Source organism: Labedella phragmitis (assembly GCF_004078635.1).
Lineage (GTDB): Bacteria > Actinomycetota > Actinomycetes > Actinomycetales > Microbacteriaceae > Labedella > Labedella phragmitis.
Map to the genome: position 1 here is coordinate 154227 of NZ_RZNB01000003.1, position 13722 is coordinate 167948.

Genomic DNA, 13722 nt, shown 5'->3' on the forward strand with positions numbered 1-13722 from the left:
AGTAACGGTATCAGTGGCGGGATGGCACGTTCGCAAGCGTTTCCGTCGAATGGTGGCAATTCGTTTACCGTTTCGATTGTGTAAATCTCTCCGTCGGGGGTATTCCCTTTCCGGCACGCAGCCAACAGAATTCCGGTACTGCGCGAAACGCACGATCCACGCGTTCCGCCGACGGAAAGGTCTCGCATGCACCACGGTCGCACTCCCGACGCGATCCTCATCACCGGTGGGCGGGTGTTCCTGGACGGTCATGTCCAGGAGGCGCCCGTCGCGCTCGTCGACGGAAAGATCGCGGCGATCGGCGGCGACGCCGTCGACGCGCTCGCCACCACGCCGTCCGAGACGATCGACGCGGCCGGCGGCCTCGTCGTGGCCGGCTTCCAGGATTCGCACATCCACCCCCACCACGCCGGCAACACCCTCGTCACGTGCGATCTGTCGGAGGAGGACTCCATCGAGGGGTACCTCGACCGGATCGCGGCGTACGCCGCGGCCCACCCGGAGCGCGAATGGATCACGGGTGGTGGCTGGGGCATGGATCAGTTCCCCTCCGGTATCCCGACGAAGGAGCTCCTGGACCGGGTCGTCCCCGACCGGCCCGTCTACCTGCCGAACCGCGACGGCCACGGGGCGTGGGTCAACTCCCGCGCCCTCGAGCTCGCGGGGGTGACGCGCGACACGATCGACCCGATCTCGGGACGCATCGAACGGGACGCCGACGGCGAGCCCATCGGCTGCCTGCAGGAGGGCGCGATGGAGCTCGTCTCCGCTCACGTCCCGCCGCTCGGCGACGACCTCGTCGACGAGGGCTTCCTCCTGGCCCAGCAGCAGCTCTTCGCCTGGGGTGTCACGGCGTGGCAGGACGCAATGGTCGAGTCCGGCGACCGCGGTCTCGACAACCTGGCCTCGTACCGCCGGCTCGACGCAGACGGCCGGCTCCTCGCCCGCGTCGTCGGAGCGCAGTGGTGGGAGCGGGAGAAGGGCCTCGACCAGATCGAGGCCTTCGTCGCCCAGCGGGACGCGGTCACCGGCGAGCGCTTCAGCGCGGGCAGCGTCAAGATCATGCAGGACGGCGTCGCGGAGAACTTCACCGCCGCGATGCTCGAGCCCTACCTCGACGGCTGCGGGTGCTCCACTCAGAACACGGGCAAGAGCTTCGTCGAGCCCGGGATGCTGACGGAGGCGTCCGCCGCCCTCACCGCCGCCGGGCTGCGCGTCCACTTCCACACGCTCGGCGACCGCGCCGTGCGGGAGGCTCTCGACGCGATCGAGTCGACTCCCGGGATGGTGCGCCCGCTGCTCGCGCATCTTCAGGTGATCCACCCCGACGACATCGCACGCTTCGCCCCGCTCGACGCCGTGGCGAGCATCCAGCCGCTGTGGGCGCGCCACGAGTCGCAGATGGACGAGCTCACGATCCCGTTCCTCGGAGCGACCCGCTCCGCGTGGCAGTACCCCTTCGCGAGCCTGCGTCGCGCCGGCGCGACCCTCGCCCTCGGCTCGGACTGGCCCGTCAGCACGGCGAACCCGCTCGAGATCATCCACACCGCCGTCACGCGCTGCCCTCCCGGCCTGAGCGCGAACCCGCTCGGCGGTGAGCAGGCCATCTCCCTCTCGGACGCCGTCGTCGGGTACACCGAGGGCAGTGCCTATGCGAACGCCGACGAGCACCGGACGGGACGCATCGCCGTCGGCTACGACGCCGATGTGACGATCCTCGACCGCGACATCTTCTCCGCCTCGACAGCGGAGATCGCCGACGCCTCCGTGGCGTACACGATCGTCGGCGGACGCGTGGTGTTCGAAGCACCCACGACGGGCGGGAACGCCTGATGGAAGGACGACGATGACGACACACCTGGTCGACGAGGCCCGAGCCGGAGAGGTGACCCTCCGCGGCGTCTCCCGCGTGTACGGGAAGAACTACGCGGTGCGCGACCTCGATCTCCACGTCGAGGCCGGCGAGTTCATCTCGCTGCTCGGACCGAGCGGGTGCGGCAAGACCACCACGCTCCGCATGATCGGCGGCTTCGAGTACCCGGACACTGGCTCGATCTCGATCGCGGCCAAGCCCGTCGAGGCGCTGCCCCCGTACAAGCGCCCCGTCAACACGGTCTTCCAGGCCTACGCGCTGTTCCCGCACCTCTCGGTCGCGCAGAACGTCGCCTACGGGCTCCGCTATCAGAAGACGCCGAAGAACGAGGTGCGCGAGCGGGTCTCCGAAGCGCTCCAGATGGTGCGCATGGGCTCCTTCGCGGAGCGGATGCCGGCACAGCTCTCCGGTGGGCAGCAGCAGCGCATCGCCCTCGCGCGGGCACTCGTCAACCGCCCGGCCGTCCTCCTGCTCGACGAGCCGATGTCGGCGCTCGACCGCAAGCTCCGCGAGGAGATGCAGATCGAGTTGAAGCTCCTCCAGCAGCAGCTCGGCACGACGTTCGTCTTCGTGACGCACGACCAGGAGGAGGCCATGACGATGAGCGACCGCATCGCCGTCATGAACCAGGGTCGCCTCGAGCAGATCGGTCCGCCCGACGCCGTTTACGACGCCCCGACGAGCGCGTACGTCGCCGGCTTCATCGGCCAGCAGAACTTCTTCACCGGCGAGCTCTCCGGCGGGCCGGGCGCGTGGAGCGTCACGATCCCCGGCGGCACGGTCGTCTCGACGCGTGAGCCCGCCGGCTCCCCCGTCGTGGGCGGCGTGACGGAGGTCGCCGTCCGGCCGGAGCATGTGACGGTCTCGGCAACCCCCACGGGTGGACCGAACGAGGTCCGCTCCACGCTCATGAGCGTCAGCCAGCTGGGCTCCGCCCTCCAGATCGTCACCATCACGCCGGAGGGCCTCAAGATCATGGCCCGCTCACCGCGCGGAATCGACCTGCCGATGACGCCAGGAGTCGACGTCTACTGCTCGTGGCCGTCCGACGCCGTTCACATCTTCCCGACCACCACAGCAACCGAAAGCGAGTGACCATGTCCGACAAGCCCGTACGTGTCCTCCTGCCAGAAACGATGGCGAGCGCCTTCTCGAAGGGCCTCTCGCGCCGAGCCCTCCTGGGCGGTGCACTCGGCCTCGGCGTCACCGCGACGCTCGCGGCGTGCTCGACCGGTGGAGGCGGAGGCGGAGGCGGCTCCGCCAGCGGCCTCAACATCTACACGTGGGGCGAGTACGACGACCCCGCCGTCCTCAAGGACTTCACCTCCGAATTCGGGCCCTCGATCACGATCGACAGCTACGGATCGAACCAGGAGATGATCTCCAAGCTCGTCACTGCGAGCGGCACGAGCGGCTACGACCTCTGCGTCCCGACCCACCAGTACATCCCACAGATGGCCGCGTCGGACCTCCTCGAGGAACTCGACCACTCGAAGCTGCCGAACATGAAGAACCTCGACGCGGCGTACATCGACCAGGAGTTCGACCCGGGCAACACGTACTCGGTGCCGAAGGACTGGGGTTCCACGGGCTACGTCTACGACACGACGGTCATCACCCGCGAGCTCACGAGCTGGGCGGACTTCTGGGACGCTGCGCAGAACGAGGCGAGCGGCAAGCTGTCGCTGCTCGAGGACCCGGGCGAGATCGCCTACTCCTACTTCCTCGCGAACGGGATCGACCCCAACACGACCGACGAGGGACACCTCGAGGACTACCGCGTCTTCATCACGGAGACGATCGCTCCGCACGTGCAGGCGTTCGAGTCGTACCCGAGTGGCACGATCGCGCAGAACGGCCGCGTCCTCGCCCACGCGTGGAACGGGGACGCCCGACAGGGCATCCTCAACAACGAGGACCCCGCCCGCTACAAGTACGTCACGCCGACCGAGGGCGGCAACCTCTGGCAGGACAACTGGGCCATCGTGAAGGGCGCGCCGAACGCCGACGCCGCTCACGAGTTCATCAACTACGTCCTCGATCCCGAGGTGTCTCTGCAGGAACTCATCTACATCGGCTACCACACGGCCGTCCAGGGCATCGAGGAGGCGGCGACGGAGGCGGGCGTCGAGCTGCCCGAACTCATCTTCTTCACGCCGGAGCAGGTCGACAAGCTCGTATTCGCCAAGCTCACCGACGCCGAGCAGACGATCGTCTCGATCTACGACGAGCTGACGGCGGCGGCGGGACAGTGACGGCGGTCGCCACGGCTCCGCCGCGTGCGCGACGGCGGTTCACCGGATCGGTGGGGCTGCTCGCCCTGCCGATCGCGGCGTGGCTCGTCTTCTTCTTCATCGTGCCGTTCGGCCTCATCCTCTGGTACAGCTTCGGGGAGAAGCCGAGCCTCTACGTCACCCACTCGAACGACGTCCTGTCTCTCGCGCGCTACGTCGAGGCCCTCGATCCCGCGTTCCTCACGACGTTCTGGCGGACGACGCAGATCGCGATCGTCGGCACCGCACTGTGCCTGCTCATCGGCTTCCCGATCGCCTATTGGATGGCCGTGAAGCTCTCGCCGCGGGCGCGAGGGATCGTCCTCGCCCTCGTGCTCGTGCCGTACTGGACGAACTTCCTCGTGCGCACGATCGGGTGGCAGATCACACTGAGCCCCGAGGGCTTCCTGTCGGACTTCCTCAACGGCATCGGCGTGCTGAACGGACCGCTCCAGGTGCTGTACACGCAGCAGGCCGTGCAGCTCGGTGTCGTCTACAACTACCTGCCGCTCATGATCCTGCCGCTCTACGTCGCGCTCGAGCGGATGGACCACCGCTTGCTCGAGGCGAGCCGCGATCTCGGCGGCAACTGGTGGTCGAGCTTCTGGCGCGTCACGATCCCGCTCGCCCTCCCGGGGATCATGTCGGGACTGCTCCTCGTGTTCGTCCCGCTCATGGGCGACTACATCACACCGAGTGTGCTCGGCGGGGCCTCGGGCAGCATGGTCGGTCAGATGGTCGCGGGCCAGTTCCAGCGCGCGCAGAACTGGGCGCTCGGCTCGGCGATGGCGATCTGCCTGATGCTCGCGATCCTGCTCGTCGTGATCCTGTTCGGCGTGCTCTTCAAACTCATCGGCGTCGCGCTCGCGCGATTCCGTCATCTGGGCGACCTGGACAGGGCGGGGGCGATCTCATGACCACGACGGTGGACCGGCCGACGGAACGCGCGGCGGAGACGCGCGACGAACCCGTGGCGCGCAAGCACCGGACTCCGCTCGGCGATGTCGTGCTCGGCATCTGGGGTGTCGCGGGGCTGCTGTTCCTCTTCTTCCCCGTGCTCGTCATCGTGGCGTACTCGTTCAACACCGGGCGGCAGTTGCAGTCGTGGGACGGCTTCGGCCTGGACTCCTACGCGAATGCCTTCAACAACCCGACGATCGTCGCGACGATCCAGGTCTCGTTGATGGCGGCGGCCGGTTCGGCCGTCGTGTCGACGATCCTCGGCTCGTTCGCCGGCGTCGCGCTCGCGCGTCGCGGTGGGCGGTGGGCCGTGTGGCTCGTCGCGCTCCTCGGTCTCGCGATGGTGACGCCCGAGATCGTCAACGCCGTGTCGCTCCTGCCCTGGTTCGTCACGCTCGGCGCCGATTGGGGGCTGTCGATCTTCAACCTCGGCCAGGTGCGGCTCGTGATCGCGCACTCGCTCTTCGCATGCGCCGTCGTGACGTTCATCGTCCGGGCGCGGATGGCGGGGCTCAACGAGTCGCTCGAGGAAGCGGCTGCCGATCTCGGCGCTCCGCCGGTCCAGCGGTTCTGGACGATCACGTTCCCGCTCATGCGGCCCGCGGTCATTTCGGGTGCCCTGTTGTCGTTCACGTTGAGCCTCGACAACACGGTGCTCTCGAGCTTCGTGTCCGTCGCGGGCTCGACGCCGTGGCCCGTCTACGTGTTCGCGTCGCTGCGCTCGACGCTCAGGCCGGAGATCGCGGCGATGTCGACCGTCATGCTCCTGCTGACGCTCGCGGTGCTCGCCCTCGTGGCGATCGTCCTGAGCCGGGCGAGCAGGAAGACGGGCGACGGCAGCGGACTCGCCCAGACCCTCGCCGGCGGCTGACCTCCCCCTCCCCCCATTAATTTGGCGATGGTGCACGCAACTACGCGCACCATCGCCGAATTGATGGGGTCAGGAGTCGAAGCCGAGGCCGAGGGCGTCGAGCGTCTTGAGGAGGACGTTGCGCCGGCCGCCGTTGTGGTCAGCGCGGTCGAGCGACCATCGCGTCGCATTGACACCGATCGCCGCAGCGGGCTCCGGGGGGAACGGGAGCGGCTTGCGGCGCACCATCTCGAGTCGCGTGCGGTCGGTCTCCTCGCCGGAGAGCAGGTCGAGCATGACGTCGGCGGCGAATCGCGTCGCGCCGACTCCGAGACCTGTGAAGCCCGCGGCGTATGCGACACGACCGCCGTACGCGGCTCCGAAGAACGCGGAGAACTGCGTGCTCGTGTCGATGACGCCGGCCCACGTGTGCGAGAACCGGATGCCCTCGAGCTGCGGGAACGTCGTGAGGAAGTGCGACGCGAGCCGCTCGAACGACTCCGGGCGGCGCTCGTACTCTGGGCGGATCCGACCGCCCGCGTGGTACACGGCGTCGTACCCTCCCCATAGGATGCGGTCGTCGGCCGACTGCCGGTAGTAGTGGAACTGATTGGCGAGGTCGCCGACGCCCTGACGACCGTCCCAGCCGATGTCGGCCTTCTGAGCCGCGGTGAGCGGCTCCGTCATGAGCACGTAGTCGTAGACGGGAACGGTCATGAGCCTGTTGCGCACGAGGAGCGACGGGAACGCGTTCGTGCCGAGCGCGACCTGCTGCGCACGGATCGTGCCGCCGGCCGTCCGCACCTCGACGGCATCGGTCGAGCGTTCGAGCCCTCGGACCATGGTGTGCTCGTGGATCGTGCCGCCGAGTTCCACGACGACGCGGGCGAGTTCGGTCGCGAGCTTCGCCGGATTGACGAGCGCCGAGTCACGCGGCGGGACGACGAGTCCCGCGAGGTAGGTGGGCGAGTTCACGAGCGAGCGCATCTCGTCCTCGCCGACGAAGCGCGCCCCGCCCTGACCGTCCGACTCCGCGAGCCACGGCACCTGGTGCGGTTCCACCGCGACCGAGAGGTATCCCGTGCGCTCGAATTCGCACTCCATCCCGTATCGCGCGACCGTCTCCTCGATGCCGTCGAGGTTCTCGACGCCGAGACGTTCGAGCTCTTCGAGCTCGTCCGGCCAGCGGCGTTCGCCGTTCTCGCGGCCGTGGGTGAGGCTCGCCTCGCAGAATCCGCCGTTGCGGCCCGACGCCGCCCACCCGACGGTCTTGGCCTCGACGACGACGACGCGGAGCGACGGCTCGCGCTCGAGGGCGCGGAGGGCGGTCCACAATCCGGTGTAGCCACCGCCGACGACCACGAGGTCGGCCGTCGCATCGCCGACGAGGCGCGGGTACTCGACACGCCGACCCAGGTCATCGAGCCAGAAGACCGCGTGACGACTTTCCGACAGGGAGTGCTCGACGACCGAGCGGTGCGGAGGTCGTCTCTCGAAGACGGTGGATCCCATGGCCGCTTGCCCTTCCCTTCCCCACCCGCGACGGGGCTCCTGCTGTCATCCCCGTCCCGCCCACGACGGGTCGGGATCACGCCGCCCGCGGCAGGGGGAAGAGAACTCGGTCGCGGAGTCGGCTGTCAGCAACTCTAACGATTTCCGCCGTGCGGTGCGATGTTTCCTACGGATTCGCTTGCCGAGGCATCAGTAAGCTGACAATATGGCGGGATGAGTGCGCGAGACGGCCGGACGTCCCTTGATGACACGTCGAAGGCCATCATCGAGCAGTTGCAGGACGACGGCCGACGTTCGTACGCCGAGATCGGCAAGGCCGTCGGCCTCTCGGAGGCCGCGGTCCGACAGCGCGTGCAGAAACTCGTGGACGGCGGCGTCGTGCAGATCGTGGCGGTCACGGATCCCCTGCAACTCGGTTTCCTCCGGCAGGCGATGATCGGCGTCCGCGTATCGGGAGACACGCGCGAGATCGCCGACACGGTCGCCGACATCCCCGAGGTCGACTACGTCGTCCTGACGGCCGGCAGCTTCGATCTCCTCGTCGAGATCGTCTGCGAGGACGACGAGAAGCTCCTCGACCTGCTCAACGAGAAGATCCGCAGTCTCGACGGCGTGCTCTCCACCGAGACGTTCGTCTATCTCAAACTCCGCAAACAGCTCTACAACTGGGGGACCCGATGACACTGTTCCGTTCCGAGACGCGCACCGACCCGACGGGAGACCTCGTGACCTTCGACACCGACGCGCTCAACGCGAAGGCCACGGACCACTTGTGGATGCACTTCGCGCGCCAGTCGTCGCTCGCGAAGGGCACGGTGCCGATCATCGTCAAGGGCGAGGGTCACCACATCTGGGACAGCAACGGCAAGAAGTACTTCGACGCGCTCTCCGGCCTCTTCGTCGTCGCAGCCGGTCATGGCCGCCGCGAGCTCGCCGAGGCCGCGGCCAAGCAGGCCGAGACGCTCGCGTTCTTCCCCATCTGGGGCTACACGCACCCCGGCGCGATCGACCTCGCCGACCGGCTCGCGGACTACGCTCCCGGCGACCTCAACAAGGTGTTCTTCGCCACGGGAGGTGGCGAAGCGGTCGAGTCGGCTTTCAAGCTCGCGAAGCACTACTGGAAGCTCCAGGGAAAGCCGATGAAGACGAAGGTCATCTCGCGGGCCGTCGCCTACCACGGCACCCCGCAGGGTGCTCTCGCGATCACCGGCATCCCCGCGATGAAGGCGATGTACGAGCCCGTCACGCCCGGGGGCTTCCGCGTCCCGAACACCAACTACTACCGCTCCGACGAGATGGGCTTCACAGGCACCGAGGAGGAGTTCGGCCTCTGGGCGGCCGATCGCATCGAGGAGATGATCGAGTTCGAGGGGGCCGACACCGTCGCGGCCGTCTTCCTCGAGCCGGTCCAGAACTCGGGCGGGTGCTTCCCGCCGCCGAAGGGCTACTTCCAGCGCGTGCGCGAGATCTGCGACAAGCACGACGTCCTGCTCGTGAGCGACGAGGTCATCTGCGCCTTCGGCCGCATCGGCCACATGTTCGCGTGCGACGCCTACGGCTACGTGCCCGACATGATCACGTGCGCGAAGGCCCTCACGAGCGGGTACTCCCCCCTCGGCGCCACGATCGTGAGTGACCGCGTCTACGAGCCGTTCGCGCACGGACAGACGTCGTTCGCGCACGGCTACACGTTCGGCGGCCACCCCGTCTCGACGGCCGTCGCGATGGCGAACCTCGACATCTTCGAGCGTGAGGGCCTCAATCAGAACGTGCTGCAGAACTCGGCCTCTTTCCGCTCGTCGCTCGAGAAGCTCCTCGACATCCCGATCGTCGGCGACGTCCGCGGCGACGGCTACTTCTTCGGGATCGAACTCGTGAAGGACAAGAAGACGAAGGAGACGTTCGACGCCGACGAGTCCGAGCGACTGCTCCGCGGCTTCCTCTCACGAGCCCTGTTCGACGCCGGTCTCTACTGCCGGGCCGACGACCGCGGCGACCCCGTGATCCAGCTCGCCCCGCCGCTCACCACGGGCCCGAAGGAGTTCGACGAGATCGAGCAGATCCTCCGCGGCGTCCTCACGGAGGCGTCGAACCTGCTCTAGCCGTGGGCTCGCGCCGCCGCCACCGATCGAAGGGCATCGCCGCCTCCGAAGCACGCCGGCTCCCCTTCGACAGGCTCAGGGACCGGTATCGCCGATCCCGAGCCTGATCCTGGGAAGAAGACGACATGACCACGCGCCCGTACCGCGAGACCTCCTTCTGGTTCGACGCCCTCGCCGAGACGGGGACCGATGAGCTGACGCCGCGCCCCTTCGCCCCGGACGGGCTCGACGTCGACGTCTGCATCGTGGGCGGCGGGCTCACGGGCCTCTGGGCGGCGTACTACCTGACGCAGAACGACCCGGAGCTCTCCGTCGTCGTGATCGAGAAGGAGATCGCCGGCTTCGGTGCCTCGGGACGGAACGGCGGGTGGTGCTCGGCGCTCTTCCCGCGCGAGACCTCGTCGCTCGTCTCCGAGTACGGGCACGACGCCGCGCGACGCATGCGGCAGGCGATGATCGACACGGTCGACGAGGTGGGGCGCGTCGTCGCCGCAGAGGGCATCGATTGCGACTTCTCCAAGGGCGGCACCATCTCGTTCGCGACGTCGGACGTCCAGCGGACGGCGGCCCTCGCCGAGGTGGACGCGAACAACGCCTTCGGCGTCGACCGGCGCGAGTTCTGGGACTTCGCCGGGCCCGAGTCGGGCAAGGCCCACCCGGAGAAGGCCATCGCGGCCTCCTTCAACCCCGATTGCGCGCGCGTCCAGCCGGCCAAGCTCGTCCGGTCGCTCGCCGAGGTCGTCGAGGCCCGCGGCGTCCGGATCTTCGAGCAGACGGCCGCGGCATCGTGGACCGAGGGCGAGGTGGTCGCCGAGACACCCGTGGGGCGGACGACGATTCGAGCGGGATCGATCCTGCTCGCCACCGAGGCCTACGGCTCCCAGCTGCCCGGGATCGGTCGGCGTGTCATGCCGCTGTACTCCCTCATGATCGCGACCGAGCCGCTCGACGACGCGTTCTGGGAGGCCGCCGGGATCGAACACGGCCAGACGTTCACCGACTACCGCCACCTGCTCATCTACGGCCAGCGCACGGCGGACAACCGCTTCGCGTTCGGCGGGCGCGGCGCACGTTACCACTGGGGCTCGACGATCTCGGACGCGTACGACCGCGTCGATCGGGTCTTCGATCACCTCCACCACACGCTCGTCGACCTGTTCCCGGCGGCGGCCGAGGCGGCCGTCACCCACTCGTGGGGCGGGCCGCTCGGCGTCCCGCGGGACTGGCACGCCACGGTGAGCTACAACCGCCGGACCCACGTCGGCCTCGCCGGCGGTTATGTCGGTGACGGCGTCGGCACGACGAACCTCGCGGGCCGCACTCTCGCAGACCTCGTGACGGGCACCGACTCGGACATCGTCTCACTGCCGTGGGTCGGGCACGTCTCCCCGCGCTGGGAGCCGGAGCCGCTCCGGTTCGCCGGCGCCAACCTCGGACTCGTCGGCACGACGCTCGCCGACGTCGAGGAGGCGGTGACGGGTCGACGCTCGATCGCCGCTCGTCTGCTGGCGCCGCTCACCGGGCACTGAGGCTGCTCACCGGACTCTGACGCCGCATTCCGGGCGATCGACGCCGCGTTCCGGGCGCTGACACCGTGCATTCCGCTGCGCGTACGCGTCGCATCGGAGAGCCGCGAGAACCGCGAGAGCCGCTGATCCTCGACATCATCGGCATCGGTCCGACCGTCCTCGCGGCGGGCTGGCACGCGGAACCTCACCGGAGTAGAGTCGCCGCTCGTGACGACAGATGGTCGCGTCCCCGAGACCGAGGGCCGCTCCCCGAAACGCTGGATCATCGGCGATCCCCTCCCGTCCGAGAAGCTCGACGGACAGCTGCTCCCGAAGAAGCTCGCGCTGCCGATCTTCGCCTCCGACGCACTCTCCTCCGTGGCCTACGCGCCGCAGGAGCTGCTCATGATCCTGCTGCTCGGTGGCCTCGCCTTCCTCTCGTTCGCGCCGTGGATCGCCGCGGCCGTGATCGTGCTCCTCGTCGTCGTGGTCCTGAGCTACCGACAGCTCATCAAGGCGTACCCGTCCGGCGGAGGCGACTACGAGGTCGCCCACAAGAACCTCGGCGAGAAGGCCGGCGTGATCGTCGCCTCGGCGCTCCTCGTCGACTACGTCCTCACGGTCGCGGTCTCCGTCGCATCGGGCGTCGACAACATCATCTCCGCGATACCCGAGCTCAATCCGCTCCGCGTCGAGCTCGCGGTCGGGTTCGTCCTGATCCTCATGGCCGTCAACCTGCGCGGCGTGCGCGAATCGTCGCGCGCGTTCGCGATCCCCACCTACCTGTTCATCGCGAGCGTCGCCCTCATGATCATCACGGGACTCACGCGCGCCCTGCTCGACGACACCCCCGTCGCCTCGAGCGCCGGGTACGTCGTCGAGGGCGACGACCTCAGCCGGACCGCGTTCATCCTGCTCCTGCTGCGCGCGTTCTCGAGCGGCTGCAGCGCGCTCACCGGAGTCGAGGCCGTGTCGAACGGTGTCCCGGCCTTCCGCCAGCCGAAGGTGCGCAACGCCCAGCAGACCCTCGTCATCATGGGCGGCACGGCGATCGCCCTCTTCGCGGGACTCACGGCGCTCGCCCTCATCGCGGGCGTCCACTACGCCGAGGACGCGTGCGACCTCGTCGGCTTCGCGAACTGCGAGACGGCCCCGCAGCCGAGTCTCATGGCGCAGGTCGCGGCGGCGACCTTCGGCGCCGGCAGTATCCCGTTCTTCGTCATCCAGGCGGCGACGGCGTGTGTGCTCCTGCTCGCCGCGAACACCGCATTCAACGGTTTCCCGCTGCTCGGTTCGGTGCTCGCCCGCGACGGCTACGCGCCGAAGGCCCTCAACACCCGTGGCGACCGGCTCGTCTTCTCGAACGGCATGATCGTGCTCGGCCTCGCGGCGAGCGTGATCCTCGTCCTCTATCAGGCGAGCCTCACGCAGCTCATCCAGCTCTACATCATCGGCGTCTTCGTCTCGTTCACCCTCGGGCAGCTGGGCATGGTGAAGCACTGGCGGAGGCTGCTGCGCGAGGGAACGGACAACCCGAATGCCCTGCGCGCGAGCCTCGCGATCAACACGGCGGGAGCCGCTCTCACGGGGAGCGTGCTCATCGTCGTCACGATCACCAAGTTCACGCACGGCGCGTGGCTCGTCTTCGTTCTCATGCCCGTCCTCTTCATCCTCATGGTCGGCGTGAACCGCTACTACCGCGACGTCGAGCACGAGATCCGCGTCGAGGACTGCCCCACGTTCGGCGCAGAGGGCGACCACGCGATCATCCTCGTCGGGAAGCTGCAGAAGCCCGTGCTCAAGGCGATCGACTACGCGGTCGCGGCGAAGCACGCGTCGATCGCCGCGCTGCACGTCGGGGTCGACGAGGAGTCGACCGAGAAGCTCGTGAAGCAGTGGGCCGAGTTCGGGATCGACGTCCCGCTCGTCATCGTCGAGTCGCCGTACCGCGCGTACGCGCAGCCCGTCACCGCCTACATCGAGGCGCACCGGAAGAAGCACGGCCCGGAAGTCGTCACCGTCTACCTACCGCAGTACATCGTGGGTCACTGGTGGGAGTCGTTCCTGCACAATCGGCGGGCGAAGCGCATCAGCCAGCAGCTCATGCTCGTCCACGGCGTGACGATCACGCTCGTGCCCTGGCTGCTCGACTCGTCGGAGCTCATCTACGGCCGCCGATCCCGGCCGCTGCCCGGCGAGGAGCGTCGGGGCGAGTACCGCTCGGAGGACGCGCGGCCCCGCTCACTCGCGAGCTGACCGGCGCGGAACGCGGCTCGAGGGACCCCGACCGACGGCACCGTCCACTCGCTCGGAGCAGGGATTTGGGCCCCTGCTCCGAGACGAGGTGGACCGACCGCCGTCGATGTGAAAGCCGTCGGCCGGTGAGCCGTCCCGAGCGGGGGTTCAGGGATCCCTCTCGGTCCGGCTCCCGCTCCTCCCCTCCCAGGGAGTGGGCTCGATCGAGATCGAGACGGGAAGGAGCAGCTCCTCGACGGCGACGGGATCGCGACCGGCGTCGGCGAGGAGACGACGGTCCCATCCTCGGTCGCTCCGTGCCCGACACGGCCGTCAAGCGCCGCTTTTGGTCCGTACAGTGGTCCCCTGCCGAATCCGCGAGCCGATCCGGCAGGACGCCGAAGGCCCC

At 68.5% G+C, this 13722-nt stretch carries 10 protein-coding genes; 9 read left to right on the forward strand and 1 reads right to left on the reverse strand.

The genetic code is table 11. The features are described 5' to 3' along the window. The first annotated feature begins 186 nt into the window (after window positions 1–186). The 5 genes from ELQ90_RS08820 to ELQ90_RS08840 are packed head-to-tail and all read left to right on the forward strand — an operon-like array spanning window position 187 to window position 5977. Entirely contained in the window at window positions 187–1833 is a 1647-nt protein-coding gene (locus ELQ90_RS08820; RefSeq protein ID WP_128494913.1) for an amidohydrolase, read from the forward strand. A 13-nt stretch (window positions 1834–1846) separates the two neighbouring features. Further along, the gene (locus ELQ90_RS08825) at window positions 1847–2968 is read left to right on the forward strand and encodes an ABC transporter ATP-binding protein (RefSeq protein ID WP_128494914.1); all 1122 of its coding nucleotides are present in this window, start codon (window positions 1847–1849) and stop codon (window positions 2966–2968) included. A gap of 2 nt (window positions 2969–2970) precedes the next feature. Then, window positions 2971–4128 (forward strand): polyamine ABC transporter substrate-binding protein, encoded by a 1158-nt coding sequence (locus tag ELQ90_RS08830; protein ID WP_128494915.1) that lies wholly within the window; start codon window positions 2971–2973, stop codon window positions 4126–4128. Beyond that, window positions 4125–5063, forward strand: a complete 939-nt coding sequence (locus ELQ90_RS08835) for an ABC transporter permease (RefSeq protein ID WP_128494916.1) — start codon at window positions 4125–4127, stop codon at window positions 5061–5063. The genes ELQ90_RS08830 and ELQ90_RS08835 overlap by 4 nt, the downstream gene beginning before the upstream one ends. Next, the gene (locus ELQ90_RS08840) at window positions 5060–5977 is read left to right on the forward strand and encodes an ABC transporter permease (protein ID WP_208020610.1); all 918 of its coding nucleotides are present in this window, start codon (window positions 5060–5062) and stop codon (window positions 5975–5977) included. The genes ELQ90_RS08835 and ELQ90_RS08840 overlap by 4 nt, the downstream gene beginning before the upstream one ends. A 69-nt stretch (window positions 5978–6046) precedes the next feature. On the opposite strand, the gene ELQ90_RS08845 is transcribed toward ELQ90_RS08840, so the two are convergent. Next, complete coding sequence (locus ELQ90_RS08845; protein WP_128494917.1) at window positions 6047–7468, reverse strand: NAD(P)/FAD-dependent oxidoreductase; 1422 nt, start codon at window positions 7466–7468, stop codon at window positions 6047–6049. Between the two features lie 213 nt (window positions 7469–7681). Between ELQ90_RS08845 and ELQ90_RS08850 the strand changes: the two genes are divergently transcribed. From ELQ90_RS08850 to ELQ90_RS08865, 4 genes are all read left to right on the forward strand, one after another. After that, window positions 7682–8149, forward strand: a complete 468-nt coding sequence (locus tag ELQ90_RS08850; RefSeq protein ID WP_128494918.1) for an Lrp/AsnC family transcriptional regulator — start codon at window positions 7682–7684, stop codon at window positions 8147–8149. Then, window positions 8146–9570, forward strand: coding sequence for an aspartate aminotransferase family protein (locus ELQ90_RS08855; protein WP_128494919.1), 1425 nt, complete (start codon window positions 8146–8148; stop codon window positions 9568–9570). Before ELQ90_RS08850 ends, ELQ90_RS08855 begins: the two co-directional genes overlap by 4 nt. Window positions 9571–9695: 125 nt before the next feature. Beyond that, window positions 9696–11099: an NAD(P)/FAD-dependent oxidoreductase gene (locus ELQ90_RS08860; RefSeq protein ID WP_128494920.1), complete on the forward strand. Its 1404-nt coding sequence runs from the start codon at window positions 9696–9698 to the stop codon at window positions 11097–11099. A gap of 207 nt (window positions 11100–11306) precedes the next feature. Further along, window positions 11307–13334 carry an APC family permease gene (locus ELQ90_RS08865; protein WP_208020611.1) on the forward strand — a complete coding sequence of 676 codons (2028 nt, stop codon included), beginning with the start codon at window positions 11307–11309 and terminating at the stop codon, window positions 13332–13334. Window positions 13335–13722: the final 388 nt, after the last annotated feature.